This is a genomic window from Clostridium sp. (assembly GCF_047718555.1).
In the GTDB taxonomy this organism is placed as follows: domain Bacteria; phylum Bacillota; class Clostridia; order Clostridiales; family Clostridiaceae; genus Clostridium_I.
In genome coordinates this window covers 35,190-60,191 of sequence record NZ_JBDNRK010000010.1, presented here as the reverse complement: position 1 = coordinate 60,191, position 25,002 = coordinate 35,190, and the positions used below count along the sequence as shown (strand labels likewise).

General features: G+C 30.5%; 27 protein-coding genes and 1 pseudogene. 23 read left to right on the top strand and 5 right to left on the bottom strand.

The genetic code is table 11. From position 1 onward, the window contains the following. The first annotated feature begins 10 nt into the window (after nt 1-10). The 17 genes and pseudogenes from ABF633_RS06255 to ABF633_RS06175 all read left to right on the top strand — a co-directional run bounded on the left by ABF633_RS06255 (nt 11) and on the right by ABF633_RS06175 (nt 16,541). A complete protein-coding gene (locus ABF633_RS06255; RefSeq protein ID WP_415522790.1) occupies nt 11-1,252 on the top strand; it encodes an ATP phosphoribosyltransferase regulatory subunit in 1,242 nt (413 codons plus the stop codon). A gap of 95 nt (nt 1,253-1,347) precedes the next feature. After that, nucleotides 1,348-2,010, top strand: a complete 663-nt coding sequence (hisG, locus tag ABF633_RS06250; RefSeq protein WP_415522789.1) for an ATP phosphoribosyltransferase — start codon at nt 1,348-1,350, stop codon at nt 2,008-2,010. Between the two features lie 71 nt (nt 2,011-2,081). Beyond that, nucleotides 2,082-3,380 (top strand): histidinol dehydrogenase, encoded by a 1,299-nt coding sequence (gene hisD / locus ABF633_RS06245; protein ID WP_415522788.1) that lies wholly within the window; start codon nt 2,082-2,084, stop codon nt 3,378-3,380. Nucleotides 3,381-3,396: 16 nt separating this feature from the next. Continuing rightward, nucleotides 3,397-3,987: an imidazoleglycerol-phosphate dehydratase HisB gene (gene hisB, locus ABF633_RS06240; protein ID WP_415522787.1), complete on the top strand. Its 591-nt coding sequence runs from the start codon at nt 3,397-3,399 to the stop codon at nt 3,985-3,987. A gap of 93 nt (nt 3,988-4,080) precedes the next feature. Beyond that, nucleotides 4,081-4,692: an imidazole glycerol phosphate synthase subunit HisH gene (gene hisH, locus ABF633_RS06235; RefSeq protein WP_415522786.1), complete on the top strand. Its 612-nt coding sequence runs from the start codon at nt 4,081-4,083 to the stop codon at nt 4,690-4,692. Continuing rightward, nucleotides 4,693-5,406 carry a 1-(5-phosphoribosyl)-5-[(5-phosphoribosylamino)methylideneamino]imidazole-4-carboxamide isomerase gene (gene hisA, locus ABF633_RS06230; RefSeq protein WP_415522785.1) on the top strand — a complete coding sequence of 238 codons (714 nt, stop codon included), beginning with the start codon at nt 4,693-4,695 and terminating at the stop codon, nt 5,404-5,406. It begins immediately after the preceding gene. Nucleotides 5,407-5,660: 254 nt separating this feature from the next. Then, the gene (gene hisC, locus ABF633_RS06225; RefSeq protein WP_415522784.1) at nt 5,661-6,740 is read left to right on the top strand and encodes a histidinol-phosphate transaminase; all 1,080 of its coding nucleotides are present in this window, start codon (nt 5,661-5,663) and stop codon (nt 6,738-6,740) included. 75 nt (nt 6,741-6,815) lie between these two features. Beyond that, nucleotides 6,816-7,577: an imidazole glycerol phosphate synthase subunit HisF gene (gene hisF, locus ABF633_RS06220; protein WP_415522783.1), complete on the top strand. Its 762-nt coding sequence runs from the start codon at nt 6,816-6,818 to the stop codon at nt 7,575-7,577. Nucleotides 7,578-7,643: 66 nt separating this feature from the next. Then, the gene (locus tag ABF633_RS06215) at nt 7,644-8,114 is read left to right on the top strand and encodes a GNAT family N-acetyltransferase (protein ID WP_415522782.1); all 471 of its coding nucleotides are present in this window, start codon (nt 7,644-7,646) and stop codon (nt 8,112-8,114) included. Between the two features lie 99 nt (nt 8,115-8,213). Then, a complete protein-coding gene (hisI, locus tag ABF633_RS06210; RefSeq protein ID WP_415522781.1) occupies nt 8,214-8,543 on the top strand; it encodes a phosphoribosyl-AMP cyclohydrolase in 330 nt (109 codons plus the stop codon). Nucleotides 8,544-8,802: 259 nt separating this feature from the next. Continuing rightward, nucleotides 8,803-9,129, top strand: a complete 327-nt coding sequence (gene hisE, locus ABF633_RS06205) for a phosphoribosyl-ATP diphosphatase (RefSeq protein WP_415522780.1) — start codon at nt 8,803-8,805, stop codon at nt 9,127-9,129. 465 nt (nt 9,130-9,594) lie between these two features. Next, nucleotides 9,595-10,221, top strand: a complete 627-nt coding sequence (locus tag ABF633_RS06200; protein ID WP_415522779.1) for a class I SAM-dependent methyltransferase — start codon at nt 9,595-9,597, stop codon at nt 10,219-10,221. A 170-nt stretch (nt 10,222-10,391) separates the two neighbouring features. Further along, a complete protein-coding gene (locus ABF633_RS06195; RefSeq protein WP_415522778.1) occupies nt 10,392-11,537 on the top strand; it encodes a bifunctional cystathionine gamma-lyase/homocysteine desulfhydrase in 1,146 nt (381 codons plus the stop codon). Between the two features lie 46 nt (nt 11,538-11,583). Continuing rightward, nucleotides 11,584-12,492, top strand: coding sequence for a PLP-dependent cysteine synthase family protein (locus ABF633_RS06190; protein WP_415522777.1), 909 nt, complete (start codon nt 11,584-11,586; stop codon nt 12,490-12,492). A 298-nt stretch (nt 12,493-12,790) separates the two neighbouring features. After that, a complete protein-coding gene (surE, locus tag ABF633_RS06185) occupies nt 12,791-13,546 on the top strand; it encodes a 5'/3'-nucleotidase SurE (protein WP_415522776.1) in 756 nt (251 codons plus the stop codon). A gap of 58 nt (nt 13,547-13,604) precedes the next feature. Beyond that, nucleotides 13,605-14,024 (top strand): putative ABC transporter permease, encoded by a 420-nt coding sequence (locus ABF633_RS06180; protein ID WP_415522775.1) that lies wholly within the window; start codon nt 13,605-13,607, stop codon nt 14,022-14,024. 458 nt (nt 14,025-14,482) lie between these two features. Further along, a pseudogene (locus ABF633_RS06175) lies at nt 14,483-16,541 on the top strand (thioredoxin domain-containing protein). 162 nt (nt 16,542-16,703) lie between these two features. Here ABF633_RS06175 and ABF633_RS06170 read toward each other — a convergent pair. The 3 genes from ABF633_RS06170 to ABF633_RS06160 form a co-directional block, all read right to left on the bottom strand. Further along, nucleotides 16,704-17,201 carry an iron-containing alcohol dehydrogenase gene (locus ABF633_RS06170; protein ID WP_415522774.1) on the bottom strand — a complete coding sequence of 166 codons (498 nt, stop codon included), beginning with the start codon at nt 17,199-17,201 and terminating at the stop codon, nt 16,704-16,706. A gap of 2 nt (nt 17,202-17,203) precedes the next feature. Beyond that, nucleotides 17,204-17,527, bottom strand: coding sequence for a nitroreductase family protein (locus tag ABF633_RS06165; RefSeq protein ID WP_415522773.1), 324 nt, complete (start codon nt 17,525-17,527; stop codon nt 17,204-17,206). A 243-nt stretch (nt 17,528-17,770) separates the two neighbouring features. Beyond that, on the bottom strand, nt 17,771-17,968 hold the full coding sequence (locus tag ABF633_RS06160; protein WP_415522772.1) for a DUF1450 domain-containing protein: 198 nt from the start codon (nt 17,966-17,968) through the stop codon (nt 17,771-17,773). Between the two features lie 306 nt (nt 17,969-18,274). Between ABF633_RS06160 and ABF633_RS06155 the strand changes: the two genes are divergently transcribed. Next, nucleotides 18,275-18,613: a winged helix-turn-helix transcriptional regulator gene (locus ABF633_RS06155; protein WP_415522771.1), complete on the top strand. Its 339-nt coding sequence runs from the start codon at nt 18,275-18,277 to the stop codon at nt 18,611-18,613. 144 nt (nt 18,614-18,757) lie between these two features. Here ABF633_RS06155 and ABF633_RS06150 read toward each other — a convergent pair whose 3' ends face one another. Both ABF633_RS06150 and ABF633_RS06145 read right to left on the bottom strand, forming a co-directional pair. After that, the gene (locus tag ABF633_RS06150) at nt 18,758-19,972 is read right to left on the bottom strand and encodes an MFS transporter (RefSeq protein WP_415522770.1); all 1,215 of its coding nucleotides are present in this window, start codon (nt 19,970-19,972) and stop codon (nt 18,758-18,760) included. A gap of 542 nt (nt 19,973-20,514) precedes the next feature. Then, a complete protein-coding gene (locus ABF633_RS06145) occupies nt 20,515-20,856 on the bottom strand; it encodes a winged helix-turn-helix transcriptional regulator (RefSeq protein WP_415522769.1) in 342 nt (113 codons plus the stop codon). Nucleotides 20,857-21,364: 508 nt separating this feature from the next. On the opposite strand from ABF633_RS06145, the gene ABF633_RS06140 reads away from it, so the two are divergent. The 5 genes from ABF633_RS06140 (at nt 21,365) to ABF633_RS06120 (ending at nt 24,895) form a co-directional block, all read left to right on the top strand. Next, nucleotides 21,365-21,811 carry a MarR family winged helix-turn-helix transcriptional regulator gene (locus ABF633_RS06140; protein ID WP_415522768.1) on the top strand — a complete coding sequence of 149 codons (447 nt, stop codon included), beginning with the start codon at nt 21,365-21,367 and terminating at the stop codon, nt 21,809-21,811. An 86-nt stretch (nt 21,812-21,897) separates the two neighbouring features. Beyond that, nucleotides 21,898-22,329: a hypothetical protein gene (locus ABF633_RS06135; protein ID WP_415522767.1), complete on the top strand. Its 432-nt coding sequence runs from the start codon at nt 21,898-21,900 to the stop codon at nt 22,327-22,329. A 54-nt stretch (nt 22,330-22,383) separates the two neighbouring features. Then, nucleotides 22,384-22,572 (top strand): DUF1858 domain-containing protein, encoded by a 189-nt coding sequence (locus tag ABF633_RS06130; protein ID WP_415522766.1) that lies wholly within the window; start codon nt 22,384-22,386, stop codon nt 22,570-22,572. An 81-nt stretch (nt 22,573-22,653) separates the two neighbouring features. Next, complete coding sequence (locus tag ABF633_RS06125; protein WP_415522765.1) at nt 22,654-23,067, top strand: (2Fe-2S)-binding protein; 414 nt, start codon at nt 22,654-22,656, stop codon at nt 23,065-23,067. 484 nt (nt 23,068-23,551) lie between these two features. After that, nucleotides 23,552-24,895: a gluconate:H+ symporter gene (locus tag ABF633_RS06120; RefSeq protein WP_415522764.1), complete on the top strand. Its 1,344-nt coding sequence runs from the start codon at nt 23,552-23,554 to the stop codon at nt 24,893-24,895. Nucleotides 24,896-25,002 lie beyond the last annotated feature (107 nt).

Genomic DNA, 25,002 nt, shown 5'->3' with positions numbered 1-25,002 from the left:
AGGAGTTATAGTGGCGAATTTAAAAAAATATATACCAGAAGGAACAAAAGATATACTTTTTGAAGAATGTACATCAAAGGTTAAAATAGAAAATTTAATAAGAGATGTTTATATAAATTATGGATACCATGAAATCATTTCTCCTACGCTGGAGTTCTACGATGTATTTAATATGCACAATCAACCAATTCCTCAGGAACAAATGTATAAATTATTTGATAATAGAGGAAGAATTCTAGTTTTAAGATCTGATATGACAACTCCTATAGCAAGAATAGCAGCCACAAAAATAAAGCCTGAAATGTATCCATTAAAACTTTGTTATAGCCAGAATATATTTAGGGTAAATGAAGTATTAAATGGTAAGCTAAGTGAGTTTACTCAATCAGGCATTGAAATAATAGGAGTGGACAGTATAAGGGGAGATATAGAAGCTATTATTACGGGAATAGAAGCTTTAAATAAAATAGGACTTAAGAATTTTAAAATAGAAATAGGAGATTCACAGTTTTTCAGGCAGCTAACAGAAGATTTGCCTTTAAATATTGAAGAAAAAGAAAATATTAGAATACTTATTCAAAATAAAAATATCGCCGGTCTTAGAGAATTTTTAAGCAATAATGGTAAGGTTATAGATAAAAATACTTTGGAAATACTACAAAGGCTTCCGGAGTTATTTGGTGGGAAAGAAGTTATTACAGAAACTAGAGAACTTTTAGGTAAATCTTACGGGGTAAAGGCTCTTGAAAATATAGAAAGAGTCTATGAAATAATGGAGAAATTAGGCTTTAGCAAATATATATCTATCGATCTAGGTATGGTACAAAATTTAAATTATTATTCAGGACTTATCTTCAGAGGATATTGTATGGATTCAGGGGACAGTATACTAAGTGGTGGAAGATATGATAAACTTATAGAAAATTTTGGAGAAAAATTACCAGCTACAGGTCTTGCAATAAATGTGGATACAGTCCTTGAAGCATTAAAAATTCAAGGGACAGTCTTCGAAGATGAAAAAATTGAAAAAATTATACATTGTAATTTTGATGATTTGCATAAAGCATATAGTTTACTGAAGAATTTAAATGAAAGTGGTATTAAGGCAGAAGTAAGCTTAATGAAAAAGGAAGAAGAAACTCTTAAATATGCAGAAAAGATAAATTCAAAATTTGTAATAAATGTATCAGAGCAAACTGAAATTAAATTTGAAGAGAATAAATGGATAAAGTATCATCAAAAAAATAACTAGTCCATATATTATCTTATTTTGAATCTTAAAATTATCGTTTATTCATAGATACGTAAGAGAAAAATATAAATTTTAGAAATGGAGATCTAATCAATATGGAATGTATAAAACCTTTAAGAATAGCACTTACTAAAGGAAGACTTGAAGAATTTTCAATAGATATATTTGAAAAAGTTGGTATTGATACTGAAGAATTAAGAAATAAAGGCAGAAGACTTGTACTTTGTGATAAGAAAAATAATATTCAATTTGTACTAGTAAAGGCCGTTGATGTATTAACCTATGTAGAGCATGGTGCGGCAGATATAGGAATAGTGGGTAAAGATACCTTACTGGAAGAGGGAAGAGACTTCTATGAAGTTATGGATTTAAAAGTGGGTAAATGTAAATTTGCATTGGCTTCTATACCAAGTTTTAATGTGAATGAAGGCTATAACAGGAAAAAAATTGCCACTAAATATCCAAGAGTTACAAGAGACTATTTTAGAAAACTAGGCATGGATGTGGAAATCATTAAAATAGAAGGTTCTGTGGAACTTGCACCTATTTTAGGACTTTCAGATGCTATTGTAGATATTGTTGAAACAGGAACTACATTAAAAGAAAATGGTCTTATTGTATTCAATGAAATATGTGATATAAGTGCTAGAATGATTGTAAACAGAGCTAGTATGAAGATGAGGAAAGATGAAATTAAAACTTTGATTGATAATGTACAACGTGTAGTAAATGATTCTGATCAAGTGACGGAAAAATAGTAGTAAATTAAAATGTATTAATATACAGATAGGTTGTTTCTTTAGATATACCTAAATAGGAGGTAATTTTGGTGAGTGAACTAATAAATATATTACAGGCTAATAGTAAAGAGGGAAAAGAATATTTAGAAAGCTTAAAGAAGAGAGCAGAAGGAATTGAAGATGATGTTAATGTGAAAGTATCAGAAATACTTTCTGAAATAAAGAAAAACGGAGACAATGCAGTAATAAGCTTTACAAGGAAGTTTGATTGTGAGTGCATAGGAAGTCTAACGGTAACAAGTGAGGAAATAAAAAAAGCCTATGAGGCAGTAGATGATGAATTTGTAGATGCTTTAAAAACAGCGAAGAAAAATATAACAGAATTTCATGAAAAGCAAAAGGATAAGTCCTGGATCATGACAAAAGAAAATGGTGTAGTCATGGGACAAACTGTAAGGGGACTTTCTAGAGTTGGAATATATGTACCAGGTGGTACAGCAGCATATCCTTCTTCTGTACTTATGAATGCACTTCCTGCAAAGGTAGCTGGAGTAGAAAAAATTGTTATGGTTACTCCACCTAGAAAAGATGGTACAATAAGTGAAAGTATACTTGTAGCTGCAGATATTGCTGGAGTTGATGAAATTTATAAAGTGGGTGGGGCACAGGCAATTGGAGCACTTGCCTATGGTACAGAAACTATAGAAAAGGTTGATAAGATAGTGGGACCAGGAAATATTTTTGTAGCCTTAGCAAAGAGAAGTGTCTTTGGACTTGTAGATATAGATATGATTGCAGGTCCTAGTGAGATACTTGTAGTTTCTGATGAAAATGGAAATGAAAAATTTATTGCAGCTGATTTAATGTCTCAAGCTGAACATGATAAACTTGCTTCTGCAATTTTAGTAACTACTTCAAAGGAATTAGCTTTAAAGGTTCAAAAGGAGATAAAAAGGCAGGTAGAAAACTTAAGTAGAAAAGAAATAATTGAAGCTTCCTTAAGAGATTTTGGAGTAATACTTGTGGTAGACAATATGGATGAAGCAATTGATCTAGGTAACAAAATAGCTCCTGAACACTTTGAACTTATGGTAAAAGATCCATTCCTATATCTTGGAAGAATAAAAAATGCAGGATCAATTTTCCTTGGTTCTCATTCACCGGAGCCTTTAGGAGACTATATGGCAGGACCAAACCATGTACTTCCAACTAGTGGTAGCGCTAGATTCTTTTCTCCTCTTTCTGTAGATGACTTTATTAAAAAATCTAGTTATATATACTACAGCGAAGATGCTCTATATGGAGTTAAGGATAAAATAGTAAAGCTTGCTGATACAGAGGGATTAACAGCACATGCAAATTCAATTAAAGTAAGATATGAGGATTAGAAGAGGAGTGATTTTCATGAATAAAAGGGAGTCTTCCATTTCAAGAAAAACTATGGAAACTAAGATAGAAATGAGTTTAGAATTGGATGGAGAGGGAAACTCCAGCATAGAAACTGGTGTAGGATTCTTTGACCATATGCTTACACTTATGATAAAGCACGGACTTATGACTTTAAAGCTTAAGGCAGAAGGAGATACCTATGTAGACTCACATCATCTGGTGGAAGATGTAGGTATAGTTCTTGGAAAATGCATTAATGAAGCTTTAGGAGATAAAGCTGGGATAAAGAGATATGGAACAGCCTATGTGCCAATGGACGAAAGTCTGTCTCTCGTATCCATTGATATCAGCGGAAGACCTTATCTGGTTTTTGATGGTGAATTTACTACGGAGAAATTGGGAATGTTTGAAACTGAAATGGTAGAAGAATTTTTTAGAGCGGTAGCTGTTAATGCAGGAATAACCCTTCATGTAAAATCACTGTATGGTAAAAATACTCATCATATCATTGAGGGAATGTTTAAAGCTTTTGGAAGGGCTCTTCGTGAGGCTGTGGAAAAGGATGAAAGAATAAAGGGTGTAATGTCTACTAAGGGAAGTCTATAGATTTTAGAAGGTGGAGTGTTACAGTGGTTAGTCATCGGATAAACAATTACAGTGCTTTAGAATTAATTAAAATAATACTAAGGGGTGATAGATTTGAAGGAAAAAACATTAAGTATTGTTGATTATGGTATGGGAAACTTGAGAAGTGTTCAAAAAGCCTTTGAATCCTTTGGTGGAAAATGCAATATAACATCAAATGTGGATGAGATTTTGGACAGCGATGGTATTATACTTCCTGGAGTTGGAGCCTTTCCTGATGCAATGGAAAATATAAATAAATTAAATATAAATAAAGCACTGAAAAATGCTGCGGAGTCCGGAGTACCAATACTTGGAATATGTCTTGGAATGCAGCTTTTATTTGATGAAAGCGATGAAGTGAGGCTTACAGAAGGACTTGGGCTAATAAAGGGAAAGATAAAAAAATTTGATATTAACTTAAAAATACCTCATATGGGATGGAATTCTTTAAATATATTAAAAAATTCGCCTATCTTAGAAGGCGTAAAAGATGGAAGCTATGCATATTTTGTTCATTCTTATTATGCTGAGTTAGAGGAAAATAATCTTGATGCAGATAGTTTTTATGGTATTAATGTACCAGCGGCTGTAAGTAAAGGAAATGTATTTGGTTTACAATTTCATCCTGAAAAGAGTGGGGATGCGGGAATAAAGATGCTAAAAAATTTTTGGGGGTTGTTATAAATGATAATATTTCCAGCTATGGATTTAAGAGATGGCAAATGTGTAAGACTTTATCAAGGAGAATTCAGTAAATCAGAAGTTGTAGGAGAAAATCCACTGGATGTAGCTTTAAGCTTTAAAGAAAGTGGAGCAGAATATATACATATGGTGGATTTAGATGGGGCATTAAATGGCGAAATCAAAAATCTAAATATTATATCTGAAGTAATAAAAGCTGTAAATATACCAGTAGAACTTGGCGGCGGCATAAGAAATATGGAAACTGTTGATATGCTTATAGAGACAGGGGTGTCTAGAGTAATATTAGGTACCGCAGCATTAAAAGATATGGAGTTCGTAAAGCAGGCAGTAAAAAAGTATGGAGAAAAAATAGCAGTAGGAATAGATGCAAAGAATGAAAAGGTGGCAGTAAATGGATGGGTCAATGTAAGTGATGTAAATTATATTGATTTTGCAAAGCAGATGGAGAACATAGGAGTAAAAACTATTATATTTACAGATATAAGCAAGGATGGCACCTTACAGGGACCTAATTTGGAACAGCTTGAGAAAATTGAAAAAAGTGTAAGTTGTAACATAATAGCTTCCGGTGGAATTAAAAGTGTAGAGGATTTAAAGAATATAAAGAATATGGGCATTTACGGAACTATTACAGGAAAGGCAATATATTCTGGAAATATAAATTTAAAAGAAGCTATAGATGCTTGTAAATAAGGCATATGAAAATAAATAGTAAGTCAAAGATGCGACGGATATTTTGAATCATACAAGGAAACAGGTTCCGAAGATAGTAAGCTATCTGAGGGTTCTGTTGACGTAGTAGGATTCAAAATAGACTAGCATACTGACTAGTTATTTATTTGAATGTGCCTAATATTAAAAAGTAGCTGTCCTAAAATGAAAATGGTATTTTTTAATGCATATTGATGTATTTTGAGATAGCTCTTATAATTAGGGAGGAATTTTTTGTGAGTAAATATTGGAGTGAAATAACTAAAAATATAGAGCCCTATGTTTGTGGTGAGCAGCCTAAAGATAAAAAGTATATAAAATTAAATACCAATGAGAATCCTTACCCTCCCTCACCAAAAGTGATAGAAGCTATAAAAAATGCGGCAAATGAAGATTTAAGGTTATATCCTGATCCAAACTGCGATGAATTAAGGGAGACTATTGCAAAATACTATAAACTAGATAAAAATCAAGTGTTTATAGGAAATGGTTCAGATGAAGTATTGGCTTTTTCTTTTTTAACTTTTTTTAATCAGGATGAGGATATTATATTTCCTGATATAAGCTATAGTTTTTATCCAGTTTACGCTAAATTATATAAATTGGATTATAGATTGGCAAAATTAAAAGAGGACTTTTCCATAAATGTAGAAGATTTTTTGTGTGAGAATGGTGGAGTTATTATTCCAAATCCTAATGCACCTACAGGAAGAACTTTAGATATTGAAGATATAAAAAGAATTTTGGAGTATAATTCTAACAAGGTAGTTATAATTGATGAAGCCTATATAGATTTTGGCGGCGAGTCTGTAGTAAAACTTATAAAGGATTATTCCAATCTCCTGGTAGTGCAGACTTTGTCAAAGTCAAGGTCTTTAGCAGGAATTCGTATTGGTTTTGCCCTTGGTCAAGAGGAGCTTATAGATGGTTTAAATAGAATTAAAAATTCTATGAATTCCTATACCATAGATAGAATTGCAGCAAAAGCAGCAGTTGCAGCTATTGAGGATGAAATCTATTTTAAAGAGTGTGCATCAAAAATAGTGAACACAAGGGAAAGGGTAGTAGAAGGATTAAAGAAAATTGGCTTTGAAGTAATACCTTCCAAAGCAAATTTTATTTTTGCGTCTCATCCTGAAATAAATGGAGAAAAACTTTTTCTTACGCTGAGGGAAAATGGACTTCTTGTAAGATATTTTAATAAGCCTAGAATTAATAACTATCTGAGAATAACTATAGGTTCTGAAGAAGAAATGGGAATTTTCTTAGAAAAGCTTAAGATGATAGTAGCCGAGATTATATCTAAAGATAAGTAAGGCATGTGAAAATAAATAATAAGTCAAAGATGCCTAAATATAAAAAACTGATTATATTTTAAGGATGTGATAAAATTGCTTACCAAGAGAATAATACCTTGCCTTGATGTAAATATGGGAAGAGTTGTTAAGGGAATAAATTTTGTAGACTTAAAGGATGTAGGAGATCCTGTTGCAATAGCAGAGTTTTACAATAGTGAAGGTGCTGATGAAATAGTATTTCTTGATATAACGGCAACTTCCGATGGTAGAAAGACCATGATAGATGTGGTAAAGAGAACGGCAGAGAAGATCTTTATACCATTGACCGTTGGTGGAGGAATAAGAACCGTAGATGATTTTAGAGATATATTAAAGGCGGGAGCAGATAAAATATCTATAAATTCATCTGCAGTAAAGGATCCTACTCTAATAACTAGAGCAGCTGAAAAATTTGGAACGCAGTGTGTAGTAGTAGCCATAGACGGCAGAAAAAGAGAAGATGGATCAGGATGGAATGTAGTTATTGCTGGTGGTAGAACAGATACAGGTCTTGATGCTATTGAGTGGGCTAAGAAGGCAGAAAAACTTGGCTGCGGTGAGATACTGCTTACCAGTATGGATGCTGATGGAACAAAGAATGGTTATGATATAGAATTTACAAGGGCAATTACTGAGGCAGTTAATATTCCAGTTATAGCATCTGGTGGTTGTGGAAAGCTGGAACATTTTTATGACGTGTTTGAAAAAACTAATTGTGATGCCGCTTTGGCTGCTTCTCTATTCCATTATAGAGAACTTACAATTAGACAGGTTAAAGAATATTTAAAAGAGAAAAAGGTTAGTGTTAGATTATAGATAGTGCGGTATTTATGTAACTTAAACTCGTTATAGTAAGATAGTGTGATTAAGCGGGAGTAATTTATGATAATAAGGGAAATAGAAGAAAAGGATAATAAACAAGTAGAGCTACTTATTAGAACTTGTTTAATAGAATTTGGAGCAAATAAACCTGGGTGTGCTTGGGCTGACCCTAATTTAGGATGTTTTTTTCAAGTCTATCAAAATGAAAAATCTAAATATTGGGTTGTTGAAGAAAATAACAAAATAGTAGCTGGTTGCGGTATAGGTCCACTAACTGGCACACAAGATATATGTGAATTACAAAAAATGTATTCTATAAAAGAGGTAAGGGGTACTGGAATTGCAAGTAGATTAATAAAAATTTCTTTAGAATTTGCGGAAAAATATTATAAAGAATGCTACCTAGAAACCTTTAGTAATATGGTTGCAGCCAATAAATTCTACAGAAAGCATGGCTTTATTCAATTAGAAAAACCTTTAATTGAAACTGAACATTATGCTTGTGATGTATGGTATATAAAAACATTATAATTTCATTGCAATTTTCTATTGGTTTGAATTAAGTAATGGTGAAGTCTATATAAATGCTAATAAATAATTAAATTATGGAAGTTTAAAGTAGGTGAAAATATGGATAAGAATGAATTACTAGAGTCTGTAGATTTTACTAAGGGTTTAGTACCAGCTATTATTGTAGATGTGAAAAATGATGAGGTTTTAATGCTGGCATATATGAATAAGGAATCCTTAAAAAAGACTATAGAAACTAAAACTACCTGGTTTTGGAGCCGTTCAAGAAATGAATATTGGAATAAAGGTGCTACTTCAGGTCATTTTCAATATGTTAAAAGTATAAGTTTAGACTGTGATAATGATACATTGCTTATAAAGGTTGAGCAAATAGGAGCAGCCTGCCATACAGGAAGTAGAAGTTGTTTTTTTAAAACAGTTGATATTTAGAGTAATTGTTATATATTTAATTCGTAAAAATAAAAAAAGACGAACTAATAAAAAGGGGATGGGAGTTTATTGGGCACTTTGTTCTTACTTATTATAATTATACCAACCGTAATAGTAATTTATTTAATTTATCTTCTAATCAAAGCATTAAGAATATACATAAGGAAAAATTCATAAATTTCTAATATTACGAATTAAAACGCTACATAGTATTAATTTACTTATAAAAATTAATTATTAAAGAAGGGAATGTAGGTACATGAAAGAAATTATTGAAGAACTTTATGCCACTATTGTAAATAGAAAAGCTAATCCAATAAAAGATTCCTATACAAATTATCTATTTGAAAAGGGAATAGACAAGATACTAAAAAAAGTAGGAGAAGAAAGTACTGAGACAATAATAGCAGCAAAAAATAATAATTCAGAAGAACTTGTAATGGAAACTTGTGATTTGATATACCATCTGTTGGTATTACTAGCAAATCAAGGCATAAATTTAAAGGATATTGAAGCTGAATTAATTAAAAGAGAGTCTAAAACAGGAAATAAAAAGCCTGAGAGAAGAGAAATAGAAAATCTGTAATAAAAATATTATTGACAAATTTTAAACTTTGGAATATTATGTACTAAAGAATTAAGAATAATTTTTAAATGCTTTGATAAGAATAAGTAGCATAATGTAAGCTAAAAGAGAAAAATCTCCTAGGCTGGAAGGGATTTTTAGTATTATTTATGTGAATGCATCTTTGAGCACTGTTTCGAAAATAAAGTAGATTTGTAGATTTCAGCGTGTACGCCCGTTAAAGCGTTAAGGTATGATAGTACCGAAACTTAAGATGTCATAATTTATTTATATGATAAATAGAGTGGAATCGCGGAAGTTACTTCTGCCTCTATATAGGAGGTAGGAGTTTTTTATTTGAACCATATAATTTATATTCTTCACAAAAAATATACTGTAATATTTATATTACAGTTAGTATGTCAATTTTTTTTATAGTTATTCATAGTATATCAATAGGAATAATATAATAAGGAGGAATATTCAATGAACTCTACTCAGTATTTCAACAATATTGCACAAAAGTGGAATGTGATTAGAAGTGAGTATTTTGAGGAGAGATTAAAGTACAAGGTTTTATCTAAAGTAAATGTAAAGGATAAAATTGTTGCAGATTTGGGTTGTGGTACAGGATTTATTTCTATAGCCTTAGCTAATGAAGCTAGCTTAGTATTTTCCATAGATAATTCAGTTAATATGTTAAAAGAATTAAAAAATTCAGTAATAAAAAGCAGTTTAAAAAATGTATATCCTTTAAAATCTTCTCTTGATAATATAGCTCTATTTGATGAATCTTTAGATGCTGTATTTATAAATATGGCTTTACATCATATACGTGATGCAGAAAAAGCTATAGATGAAATGAGCAGGATATTAAAAAGAGGAGGAAGCGTAGTTATATCTGATGTCATGGAGCATAATGGTGAGTGGGCAAGAGAAGAGATGTTTGATGAATGGCTTGGCTTTTCAAATGCTCAAATAACTAAGTGGCTTAAAAAGTCAGGTTTTGAAAATATTAATATAGATAATACAGATTTATTTTGTAAGGGCTACTCCAGTAAGGGTGAATATACCCAAACGGGCATATTCATAGCTTCTGCAATTAAAGCATAGTAAAAAATAACTATTAAGTATGTTAGTCTATTTTGCATCATATTCTATAAATAGAGGTTTTTATATTTAAAATTTGTTTCTTTGTCTGATACAAAATAGACTTATCATATTCAATATGTAGTTTATCTTAAGATATATAAATTTAAAATACAGGGAGGAAGAAATTAATTATGAAAATTGAATCATTAGTAATTCATGGAGGAATAGATGGAGATGAGAAGACTGGTGCAGTAAATGTGCCTATTTATCAGACTTCAACTTATAAGCAGCCAAGCTTTGGACACAACACAGGATATGAATATTCAAGGACAGGCAATCCAACAAGAGAAGCTTTAGAAAAACTTATAGCAGATTTGGAACATGGATATGCTGGTTTTGCTTTTGCCTCCGGTATGGCGGCAATTACAGCAGTTATATCTCTATTTAAAACTGGAGACAAGGTTATAATATCTAACAATGTCTATGGTGGAACCTTTAGAGTTTTAGATAAAGTTTTCAATCATTTCAATATAGGATATAAAATTGTTGATACTACAGATTTAGAAGCAGTAAAAAATAATGTGGATGAAAATGTAAAAGCAATATATATAGAGACACCAACAAACCCCCTTATGGACATAACTGATATAGAGGGTATATCAAAAATAGCAAAAGAAAAAGGAATTTTTACTATAGTGGACAACACTTTTATGACTCCATATCTTCAAACACCAATAGATTTAGGCGTAGATATAGTTATCCACAGTGCTACTAAATATTTGGGAGGACATAGTGATGTTGTTTCAGGTCTTGTAGTAGTAAATAGCGAGGAATTGGCTGAAAAATTACATTTTATTCAAAATTCTACTGGAGGAGTCCTTGGACCTTTCGACTCTTTCTTATTAGTAAGAGGAATAAAAACATTAGCTGTAAGAATGGACAGACATAATGAGAACAGTAAAATAATCTCAGAATACTTGAAAAATAGAGAGGAAGTAGAAAAAGTCTACTATCCTGGATTTGAAGACCACCCAGGTCATGATATTCAGAAAAAACAAGCAAAGGGATATGGTGGAGTAATATCCTTTGTACTAAGTAATAAAATTGATTACAAGAAATTTTTATCAAGCTTAAAGCTAATTACCTTTGGTGAAAGTCTTGGTGGAGTGGAATCCTTGATATGCCATCCAGCTTCCATGACTCATGCGGCAATTCCATATGATATAAGACAAGAAGTTGGAATTGTAGATAATTTAATAAGATTATCCGTTGGAATAGAAAATTCTCAGGATTTATTAGAAGATTTAACTGCAGCTCTAAATGAAAGCAGCATATAAGATAGTGTGAATTTTTCATATTTTATTATAAAGAAGGGATAAAATCGTGAAATATATAGAGGATATTAGAGATCTCATAGGAAACACTCCACTTATAAAGATTAATCATATAGTAGGCAAAAAAGGAATTAATATTTTTGCTAAACTGGAAACAAATAATCCTGGTGGAAGTGTTAAAGATAGAATAGGCGTTTATATGATAGAAGATGCAGAAGAGAAGGGACTTTTAAAGCCTGGTTACACAATAGTAGAAGCAACAGCTGGAAACACAGGAATAGGGGTGGCTCTTGCGGCTATCAATAAAGGTTATAATGTTATTTTTGTTGTTCCAGAAAAGTTTTCTGTGGAAAAACAGACGCTTATGAAAGCATTAGGTGCTAAAATTATAAATACATCAAGAAAAGATGGGATGCTTGGAGCGGTTGCAAAGGCAGATGAATTATTAAATACCATTGAAAACTCTACAAGTTTGCGACAATTTGAAAATGCTACAAATCCACTAGCTCACTATGAAACTACCGGACCTGAAATATATAGAGATCTAGATGGTAAAATAGATCATTTTGTAGCTGGAGCAGGAAGTGGTGGCACTTATACGGGTATCGTAAAATATTTGAAAGAAAAGAATCCAAATATTAAAGGTATATTAGCAGATCCAGAAGGTTCAACTATGGGTGGAGGCATAGAAGGATGTTATGACATTGAGGGTATAGGAAATAATTTTATACCACATACTATGGATATGAAATTAGTAGATGAGATTATCAAAGTAAAGGATGAGGAGGCTTTTGATATGGTAAGAGAGCTGGCATTTAAAGAGGGTATTATAGTTGGAAGCTCATCAGGAGCAGCCATGGTAGCTGCATTAAAGCTTTCAGAAAAAATAGATAGTGGAAATATCGTAACAGTTTTCCCAGACAGAGGGGATAGGTATTTTAGTAAGAATATTTATTAACAGATTTTAAAGAATAGCCTATATATCAATAAATTCTAGAGAAAAAATAATTTATTTTAATTTAATCATGGGATAAATCTAAATATATAAAAATAACTGTTTTAAATTATTTTAAAGCAGTTATTTTTGTGTTCAAATGTTTATATACACAATATTATAATAATATCTGAAATATTATTTTGGGATAGTTAATGCTCTATGGAAAATTATTTAGTTTAATAAATTAATTGATTTTAGCATAAGAATTCTTTAACATTATAATTATAATATTTCGAATCAATTAACTCGGAGGGACAATATGAGATTATTACTAGTGAATGATGATGGTATAAATGCAAAAGGGCTTCATACTTTAGCAAGAGAACTTGAAAAATATTATGAATTAACTGTTGTTGCACCAGATAGTGAGAAAAGCGCTTGTGGGCATTCTATAACTATTTCCCAGCCTTTAATAGTAAAGAAAGTAAAAATAGATAATTTAAAATCACCAGCGTACAGTGTTACGGGAACTCCCGCCGATTGTGTGAGAATAGGAATGGTGAAACTAGTAGATAAGGATATTGATATGGTGGTATCAGGAATAAATATAGGTGCTAATTTAGGAAATGATATACTTTATTCTGGAACGGTATCTGCTGCTATTGAAGCTGCCATTAATAATATACCTTCTGTAGCAGTATCTGTCCATGCTGATAAAAATTTTAAAAATTATTCTACTGCTGCAAAGTATGCCAAGAAAATTTTAAATTTAGCAGAAAAAAATAATTCATATAAGGATGTAGTTTTAAATGTAAATGTGCCTGGATTAGTAGAGAATAATATAAAGGGAATTAAAATATGTAGAATTGGTGGTAGGGTTTATAATCATAATTACGAAAGTATTAAAAAATCTACTGATACTGCAAGTTTTATGCTAAATGGAAAAATCAATCCCATTCATGAAGAGGACACTGATGTACACTTTTTAAGGGAAGGATATGTTACATTGACACCACTGCATTATGATTTGACAAATTTTAAGATTCTTAAGGACGTGGAAAGATGGATAAAATAATTTGAAAAATTATTTTATTATCTAGAATATTTTATGGATAAATACAAAATATATATTCATGGGAAAAAGATTTATAATATATGGATTCTTAGGATTAAGTGCTGAAATATTTTGGACGGGATTTGGCTCATTGATGAGAGGAGACATCAAGCTTACAGGATATACTTATATATGGATGTTTTTAATCTATGGATTAGCTGTTTTCCTTGAACCCATGCATGATAAGATTAGAAGTTGGCCCCTTATATTAAGGGGAGGCGTTTACATGGTAATTTTATTTTCTATTGAATATTTAAGCGGCTGGCTTTTAAGAGACATTATAGGGGTATGTCCATGGAATTACGGCAATGGTCCATTATCTATTAATGGGTTAATTAGACTGGATTTTGCACCAGTTTGGTTTTTTTGTGGTCTTGCTTTTGAAAGAGTTCACGATGCCATTGATAGGTTGTTTTTTTTACTGGGAGCTCATGGCTAAAAATTACTAATCTACTAATGAAAACACTATATTTTTTAAGTGTTCATAATCTGAAAATTTTCCATAATACTTTTTAAAACATATAAAAATCCTATTCCGTTTAATATTTTATATCAGAAGGAGTAGGATTTTTTTATTTTTTAGGATTTATCCGATGACTAGCCGCTGTAAAACTCCACCTTTAGGAGGAGGAGTTTTACAGCAACATGTCCATGGATAATTCTTAAAGTTTCAAAATAAGATAAATAAGCAACTAGAGAAAAAATCCAAAAAGGTAAGTGAGTAATAATAATCCAGAAGATATTTTAAATATCTGGCAGAATTTAATGGTTAGATAAACAGAGTTCTTGGCATCAGTAGAGATCACCTCGCTGGTGTCTATCTTTTTTAAATTCTAGAGACTGAAAATAATTATCTGGGTTATACTATAATCAAGAATAAATAAAGGAGGTGGTGTTATGAACTCAAATAGTAAGCCTAATAGATTAATTAATGAAAAATCTCCGTATCTGCTCCAACACGCTTATAATCCTGTAAATTGGTATAGTTGGAGTGATGAAGCATTTCAGAAAGCAGAGAAAGAGAACAAACCCATTTTTTTATCTATTGGGTATTCATAGTTGGGTACACAATTCAACTTGTCATTGGTGTCATGTTATGGAAAAAGAATCTTTTGAAGATAATGAAGTAGCAGAATTATTAAACAAATATTTTGTAGCAATTAAAGTGGATAGAGAAGAGAGACCAGATATAGATAATATATATATGTCAGTGTGTCAAGCTATCACAGGCAGCGGTGGATGGCCTCTTACAATTATTATGACCCCAGATAAAAAACCTTTTTTTGCAGGAACATATTTACCTAAGAAGACTCAGTATGGACATATGGGGCTTATGGAGTTATTAGATAAAATAAATGCAATGTGGATAGAGAAAAAAGATGCTTTATTAGAATCAAGTAATAACATTGTTGACTTTTTACAGAATCAGACTGTGGATAAAAAGGGTAAAATAAGTGAAAATATAATAAAGGATGCTTATGATTCATTAAGGAATAGCTATGATCCGGTATTTGGCGGATTTAGTAGTGCACCTAAATTTCCGACACCACATAATTTAAGTTTTCTTTTAAGATATTATAAGGCAAAGGGTGATAAAGAAGTTCTGCAAATGGTAGAAAATACTTTAGATTCAATGTATTCTGGTGGAATTTTTGATCATATAGGCTTTGGATTTTCTAGATATTCAGTGGATTCAAAATGGTTAGTACCTCATTTTGAAAAGATGCTTTATGATAATGCACTTTTAGCTATTATATATACAGAAACTTATCAATTGACTTACAAAAATAGGTATAAAGAAATAGCTACAAAGATATTAGATTATATATTAAGAGATATGACTCATGAAGAGGGAGGCTTTTATTCTGCGGAAGATGCGGATTCAGAAGGAGTAGAAGGAAAGTTCTATATATGGGATAAAAGGGAGATAGAAGATGTTTTAGGAGAAGAGGCTAGTTTTTTTAATGAGTATTATGAAACTAAAGAAAAAGGTAATTTTGAAGGTGAAAATATAATTAATTTAATAGGGGAAGATTTAGAAGAACTTGAGAATGAAAAGATTAAGAATAGATTGCAAAAATCAATAGAGAAGCTATTCAATTACAGAGAAAAAAGAGTACATCCGCACAAAGATGATAAAATACTCACAGCATGGAATGGACTTATGATAGCGGCTATGGCCTATGCAGGAAGAGTATTTCAAGTAGAAAAATACAAAGAGGCAGCAGATCGGGCTATAAACTTTATTTTTAATAATTTGATTAATGAACAGGGGAGATTGTTATGCAGATATAGAGAAGGAGAAGCTGCTAATTTAGGATATTTGGATGATTATGCCTTCCTAGTGTTTGGATTAATTGAAACGTATGAAACAACTTTTGAATCATCTTATTTAAGAAAAGCTGTGGGATTAAATGATGATATGCTTAAATACTTTTGGGATGAAGAAAATAGTGGATTATTCTTTTCCGGTAAAGATAGTGAAGAGCTCATTTTAAAATCAAAAGAAATATATGATGGGGCTATTCCATCTGGAAATAGTGTAGCAGCTATGAATATTATAAGGTTGTCAAGAATAACTGGAGACAAAAAATTAGAACAAAAGGCTGGAGAAATTTTTAATACCTTTGCAGAAAAGATAAATGAAGTGCCAGCAGCGTATATAAATACAATTTCTGCTTTCCTAACTAGTATAACTCCAGAAACACATGTAGTTATTGCAGGCAATATAAATGATAACAGTACAAAAGCTATGATCAGTGAAATAAATAAAAAATTCTTACCTTTTTCTGAAATTATATTTAATGATGAAAGTGAAGAAATCTATAAGCTTATACCTTTTATAAAGAATAATGTAGTGGTTAAGAATAAAACTACAGCTTATGTTTGTAAAAATAACTCATGTTTAGCTCCAACTAATGATCTGGAAGAATTTCATAATCTGATAAGCAAATGAGAAAATATATTAAGAGAAATAGAAAATGTATGTTATGGCTAATAAGCATAACATACATTTTTAGGTAACTATTAGTTTTAAAAATTTAAATAGCTAAAGGTATTTTATAAGCTTCATTAATTCCATCCAATGCTTTTCCTACTACAGAAGTATCTACTATCATTATACATTTAATCCATAATAAGTATTCTTAAAAAGCTCTGCTAATTCTTCTGCATTTGTTTCTCTCGGATTTGTATAAGTACATGCATCTTCAAATGCATTTTGAGACATTTCTTTTAATACTTCTTGAAATTTTTCTTCACTTATTTGATTTAATTTATTAAATGAACTTGGAATTTCTAAGATTTTATTTAGGTTTCTTATAGCATCTGATAAATTACCAATTCCTAATTTCTTTTCAATTAAATCATATTTGTTCGTATTTTGCCTATTATATTCTATGACATAAGGAAGTAAAATGGCATTTGCTAAGCCATGAGTTATACCAAACTGTCCTCCTAAACTGTGAGCTAAACTATGAACAATGCCTAATGATACATTGGCAAATGCCATTCCTGCAATGGTTGATGCATGATGCATAGCTTCTCTAGCTTCCATATTCTGCCCATTTTCATAAGCTTTAGGAAGCCACTCAAATACTAATCTAGCAGCTTCCAATGCTAGTGGATCTGTATTTCTTTTGTTTCTTTTTTTTGTGGGGTTATATCTATGTCTTGTAGTGAAAAATCTGGAAACATTAATCCTTCTTTTCTTGATAGAAGAACAAATGTAACCGCTGAATTTGCAACAATACCTGAATAAGGACTTGTATCTGCTAATTTTTTTAATATATCTTTATCTTCAACAACTATGAATTCCCAAGGCTGTTGGTTTGCTGCTGATGGTGCTTGCATAGCAGACCTTAAAAGTTTTTCTATTTTATCCTTCTCAACCGTTCTTTCCTCATATTTTCTTATACTTCTTCTATTTAATATTAAATCCATTTTATAGTCCTCCTACTTGTATATTTTATTTATATTAAAATGAATAATTTTAATTATTCTCAACTATTAAAACATTGCTTCTTTATGTACATTAATTTCAACTTTTTTTCTTTAACTTTATTTAGTTAATGTAATTTATAAACTTATTTGCACTTTATAAGAATAATTGTTAACTTTCTATAAATAGCCTAGGTTGGCATTAACCTAGGCTATTATTTAACTTATTATATTTATCTTAATAAATTACTTTGCAAGTTTTGCTGCTTCTATAAACTCTCTGCTTGAATCCTTAATAACTAGTTCGTCATTAATATATCCAAAACTTTTTCCTTTATTTTGACCACATAGACCTATGCAACCTAAATATAAATTTTCTTCTGATACACTAGTTTTTAATTCTTCAACATCTACTCCTGAACAATTTGGACAAACTTTAATCACTTTCCATTCCTCCTGTATTCTTTATATAATTGTTAATACTTTACTTCACTCTATAAAAATAATTGCCGCTTTATCTAATAAAGTTTATAAAAATATTGACAAACATAGTTTACTTTGTGTATCTATACAAAACAAGTACGTACTTTTAGGTAAGCGCAGTTACCTAAAAGTATGAAATTTGTTCTATCAAGGTTTTAATAACCGTAAATTTTTAATAAATTTTAATCTTAGTGATCAATTTGAATGTAACTTCTATTTTTGATATACTCTTACTATCTAAACATTGAGATTTAAGAAGGAGAAACTATGCTAAATTATAAAGGTAAGGAATTTGTGTGTTATTTGGATTTAGGTTTTGAACTCATAAGAGGAAAATGGAAAGCTGTGATTCTATGTAATTTAAATGAAGGTCCTAAAAGATTTCTAGAACTACAAAGATTTACAGGTAACGTTAGCCAAAAAGTATTAAGTGAAAAACTTAGCGAGCTAGAAATAGATGGTCTCATTGAGAAAAAAGCTTTTTCAGAAATTCCTCCTAGGGTGGAGTATTTTCTGACTGAAAGAGGGAAAAAGCTTTTCCCAGCTTTGGATATGATTCAGCAATGGGCAATAGAAAACTTCCAAGACAACGAAGTAATTGAATAAAGAATGGTTATTTAATATCTGTTGGTTTAGCACTTCTTTAAATAAATGGAAAAAATAAAATTACAGTAAAAATAAAGTTTTTACTGTAATTTGTAGTTTTACATTATGTGAACTTAACTTATTAATATAATTCTACTAGGAATTTTAGAGACTTGATTTATCTTCTAACCTTATACTAACTAATGTAAGAAAAACAGCTCCTAATACCATCAAAGCACCAATCCAAGGAGTAGCAAGTAATCCTAAGGAATTTACTACGATACCGCCTATAAAAGCTCCTAAAGCTATACCTAAATTGAAGGCTGCTATGTTAATAGCAGAAGCCACATCTACTGCAGAAGGTACATATCTTTTAGCAAGCTGAACAACAAAAGCTTGAAGACCAGGTACATTCATGAATGCAAATAATCCCATTATCATAACTGTTATTGTGCCGGCAACTTTAAAAGGGGCAGTGAAAGTTAGTATGAAAAGTACAATAGATTGAATAATAAACATCCAGAATAAAGCTTTTATAGGATTTTTATTAGCAGCTTTTCCTCCAATAGTGTTACCAATAGCAATGGCAATACCATATACTAGTAAAAGTAAACTAACTGAACTAGGGGCATATCCTGTAACTTTTTCTAATATAGGACTTAAAAAAGTAAATGTAACAAAGGTACCGCCATATCCTAATGCTGTTATGAGAAAAGCTAGAAGCAAACGTCCATTTGTTACTAGTTTTACTTGAGCTTTAAAAGAAACAGGTAAAGCTTCCTTTAAATTTTTAGGAACTAGGATTGAAGTGGAAATTAATGCTATAAGACCTAAGATAGCTACACACCAGAAAGTAGACCTCCATCCAAATTGTTGTCCGATATAAGTGCCTAAAGGTACTCCTGTTACTGTAGCTATAGTTAAACCTGTAAACACTAGTGCAATGGCACTGGCCTTTTTATTTTCAGGTACTAAATCAGAGGCAATTGTAGAAGCTATGGAAAAAAATACTCCATGAGAGAAAGCCGTAACTATACGCGCTATAAGTAGTAAACTAAAGCTGCCGGATAAAGCGGCAATAATATTACCAGCAACAAACACAACCATTAAAGAAATCAGTAATGATTTACGAGACATTTTACTAGTTAATGTTGTTAATATAGGAGCACCAAAAGCCACTCCAAGAGCATAACCGGATATTAAGAGCCCAGCTAAAGTAATAGATACATTTAAATCTACTGATACAGAAGGTAGTAGACCAACAATAACAAATTCAGTAGTTCCTATACAAAATGAACTTATGGCTAATGCTATTAGTGCAAGAGTGCTATTCTTTTTATTTGAATTTATATTTATATTAGAATTTAAATTTGTTTCCATAATATCTCCTCCATAATGATTTTTATATTTTCCAATTGATTAGACATACTTTAAAGGGCCCATTTAAAAGTTATCTAGCAAGTTAAATTATAGTTTATCCGATGACTACCATCCGTAATACTCCCATCTTCTATCAAAGTGGGAAAAGCAGAGAACCCAAATTTTAAATTTGGTGTGAATCGCTTTCTCTTTAGAGTATAACGGCTGCTACGTCCCTGGATAACGATTTCTAAGCTTCAGATGGAGAAAAAAACTCCACCTGAAACAAAGAACTCTGTTTATGTATGTTATTGTGGCATAGAGTTTAAAAAAAATAAAGAACGTACTTTGAGGTAAGGTACTAACTGGAGAGTATGAATTTGGATAACAAGAAGGATATCTAAGATAAAAAAATTGAAATAAAAAAGTAAAGCATATTTATATATGCTTATTAATAAGTGATTTTTAGAAATTAAATTTTTTATATAGCTATTTTTAGTTTTTGTGAAATTTGTAATTAAAAAGACTGTTGACATGTTATGGATGCCAACAGTTTGATGGTATTACTCACTCTCTTTTTCAGGATTAGGGAAATGTTTAATAGACCAGTTTTCTATTATTTTTAGAGCGGGAACTATTTCGTTTCCTCTTTCAGTGAGATTATATTCAACTCTTGGAGGAACCTCAGGATATATGGTTTTAGTAATAAATCCGTCTTCTTCAAGCTGTTTTAACTGTTCATTCAGAACCTTTTGACTTACATTTCCAGTAATTCTTTGAAGTTCAAGAAATCTTTTAGAACCTTCAGATAAATGGCAGAGTAATACAGCTTTCCATTTGCCTCTTATGAGTTCAAAGCCCCAATCTAAATGACATACATATTCCTTATCTTTGTAATTTATCAAATACTAATCACCTACCGCTAAAAAAATAAATTTATATTGTAATTATATTATAATATAGATTTATAGAATTTCAAAATAAAGTATAAATGTGTGCTTCCTTTAAAATTCCATAACTTACTTCTATGTAAGTTATCTTACCCTAAAGTGCCTACTTGTATTGATGAAGAAACTGCAGATAGATTGAAAGAACTAGGGAAATAAGAAAAAAACAACCTTATAATGAAAATATGTTGAAACCTTGTATGATGATAGACAACCCTCATGTTATTAGAGAAATTATAAAAAAATTCTTGACTAATTATAATAGATATGTAATAATGTATTTAAAGTTAGTTATTAAATGTAACCAACTAAATTAAATTATATAGATAAATATTTATAAGATACAAATTCATAATATGTGTAGGAAAAATTTATTTGTATAATGTCATGGCTTCTTAATTTAAGACACTTAATATAATAATAAAAAATACTTGACGATATTACTAATTAGTAATATATTTTACATATGAATAAAGAAAAAATATATTATGGTGAATTAAGTGATTTAAATTTAAAGTCATTGATAGCATTAAGTAGGACTGCTCAAAATGTTCGTAAAAGAGAACAGAGGACAATTAAAGAGGGAGGTTTAACAGTTTCTCAATTTGCTGTACTTGAAATTCTATATCATAAAGGAGATTTAAGAGTTTGTGAAATAATTGAGAAATCACTTTCTACAGGTGGTAATATGACTGTTGTCATAGATAACTTAGCTAAGGAAGATTTGGTTAGAAGATGTATTGATCCAAAGGATAGGCGGGTTAACTTGATAAGTATTACTGAAAAAGGAAGAAAAATAGTAAGTGATATATTTCCTAAGCATTTAGAAAATATAAATGAAATTTTCAGCGTATTAACAGCAGAAGAAAAGAAAAATTTAATAAATTTGTTAAAGAAATTATCAGGTGTATAGGTATATTACACCTTATCTTTTAAATATTTATTACTAATTAGTAATAAACTAAGTAGTAATATTTAATTCTAGAAAGGAGTATTAATATGGACTATTTAAATAATTTAGAAAATAATATTAAAGAAATTTGTGATGAATGCGGCTACAAGGGATCGGAAAAATGCAATTATAGGAAGTGTAATATTGGATTCGCTGATTATGTTGCCAAAAATATTAAAAATAATTTTACATATTCCATAGAAGATGGAGAAAGCTTAATTCCAAGGGATGATTTAAAATATTATGACGAAAAAATAATAGCACGAGGAATAGCTAACATATGTAGGTTATGTAAGGAGTGCAATGAAAATCATAGTGAAAATTGTGTAATAGCTTTGATAAGAAGGTCCTTGGAATATACACAACTAAGAGATAAGACTGCATATCCAGGAAATGTAATTATTTATCTAATGAACGTATCTGAACAAAAACCAGAATTTGCAGAATTAATAAGACAAGAATATACGAGTATAGGATAGAGTTTTCCATTTAGTCTGATATAGACAAAATATTTTTAATAAGGAGATGTATGTATGAAAGTTGAAAGAGAAACACTAATAAAAGATATCGTAAAAATGGGACCAGAAAAAATACAAGTACTTATGAGCTTTGGCATGGGGTGCATTGGATGTCCTTCATCTCAAAATGAGAGTATAGAACAAGCAGCTGTAGTTCATGGAATTGATGTAGATGATTTACTTCAAAGTATAAATAATATTTAAAAAGATTAATATTATAAATCTTTAAAATATAGTACATGCATTAATTTTAAAAATAAAAAATCAACAGAGGAGATAAAAAGTATGTTAAAATCAATAATTTCAAAATTAATAAAACTTAAAGGAGAAGATAAAGTGGAGAATAACAAAGTAGTATGTGGATGTTTTAATGTTACTGAACAAGATTTAAATAATGCTATAAAAAATGGTGCTAAGTCATTTGAAGAAGTGCAAGCTGTTACTAAAGTAGGTACTGGTTGTGGTAGATGCGTTGAAAGTAATAAAGCATTAGTTGATAAATTATTATTAAGTAAAAAAATCGATGAAAATCAAGTAGTATGTGGATGCTTTAAAGTTACTGTACAGGATTTAGCTAATGCTATTAAAAATGGTGCTAAATCATTTGAAGAGGTGCAGGCCGTTACTAAAGTAGGTACTGGTTGTGGTAAATGTGTGGAAAGCAATAAAGTACTAGTTAATCAATTATTGGCAAGATAGCATTTTCAAGAGTAGGCATGTTGAATTGAAAATAAGTATATACATAGATGCCTATGAGTTCTGCTTGAAATGACCAGTTTATATTAATACAAGACCACTTATGTAGAGAGAAATATCTTTATGTAGGTGGTCTTTGTTCATGATATAAAAGAATACTTATGAATTTAATTCTTATGAGAAATATATGTACAATCAGTGCCATAAGAATTTTAAGACAATGTTTTTTATAAAAGAAAAGAATATTTAAGGCATAATTTAAATAAATGTACATATTAATTTTTATATAGAAAATATCATTATATTATCTTTAAAGTGCTTAAATTTTTTTAGATTAAAGTTTAGTTAGGTATGTTTTTAGTTATTGACATTTCAATAAAGTATTCTAGTATACAAGTATACATTTATTGAAAACGTTTGTGAAATGAAATTTAGTTCTAAGAAAAATTTGCAACATATAATATTTCAGTATGAGAGGAGAATAATTATGATAAGGTTTTTAATACAAAATTCGCCTATAATATGGCTGGTTTTTGGTATAGCTTTCATGTTGTTTTTAAATATTAAATGTAAATTGAATAGTATGATAGCTTTACTTATTGTTTCTATTGTGGTGGGAATTTTAGAAGGATTGCCATTGGATAAAGTAGTTGGTTCCATTAAAAGTGGCTTTGGTGGTACATTAGGTACTTTAGCTATTATTGTAGCTTTTGGTAGTGTATTAGGAAAGTTTATGGTTGATTCTGGAGCAGCACAAAGGATTGCTACAATAGTTATAAATAAATTTGGTGTAAAATATGTTCAATGGGGTATTTTATTGGTAGGATTTCTTTTTGGTATATCAATGTTCTATGAAGTAGCTTTTATGATATTAGCCCCACTTATTATTAGTATAGCTATAGAAGCAAAAGTACCATATTTACGTCTTGGAATTGCTATGGTAGCAGCAGCTACAACTGCTCATAGCACATTTCCACCTCAGCCAGGATCTGTAGCACTTATATCTGCATACCACGCCGATATGGGAATGGTATATATTTTGGGAATTATAGTTGTGGTTCCAACCATTATAGCATCAGGAATTATTCTTCCAAAATTCTTAGGAAATTTAGATAATCCAATTCCACCCCTATTAAAAAAATCCAAAGAATTTACTGAAGAAGAAATGCCTAAATTTTGGGTAAGCTTAATAGTACCACTTATTCCAGCAATTATAATTAGTAGTGCGACTATAATAAAAATTTGGGCAGATCCAAAGAGTATGCTTTTTAAAATTCTTAGTTTCTTTGGCAGCGCTGAAATTAGTATGTTAATAGCTGTAATTGTTGGAATATTTGTATTTGGTATAAGAGTAAATAAAAAGATGCCAGAGATTATGCAATCATTTTCTAGCGCTATTGAAAGCGTTGCTATGATTATTTTAATTATGGGTTCTGGTGGGGCATTTAAACAAATAATTTTGGATACAGGCTTAGGTAAATATATTGCTGCATTAATGCAACATTCTTCAGCTTCTCCGCTTATAATGGCATGGGGCATAACCGTTCTTTTAAGACTTGCTACTGGAACAGGTGCCGTTTCGGCTATTACAGCTGCTGGAATCGTTGGTCCTTTAGTAGGAACCTTTCATATAAATCCAGCACTAATGGTTTTAGCAACTGCTGCAGGAAGCAATACATTATCTCATTTAAATGATGCAGCATTTTGGCTTTTTAAAGGATATTTTAATCTTTCTATCAAAGATACATTTAAGACATGGGGATTGCTGGAATTAACCAATTCTGTAGTTCAATTATGTATGGTATTGGTTTTGAGTATCTTTATTAATTAGATAATATTTGGTACAAAAATTGAATTTTAAGAAATGATTACAAATTACATCAGTATATAAACACTACTAAGTGCTAAAACAGAATGAAAAAATAACCAATAAGGAAT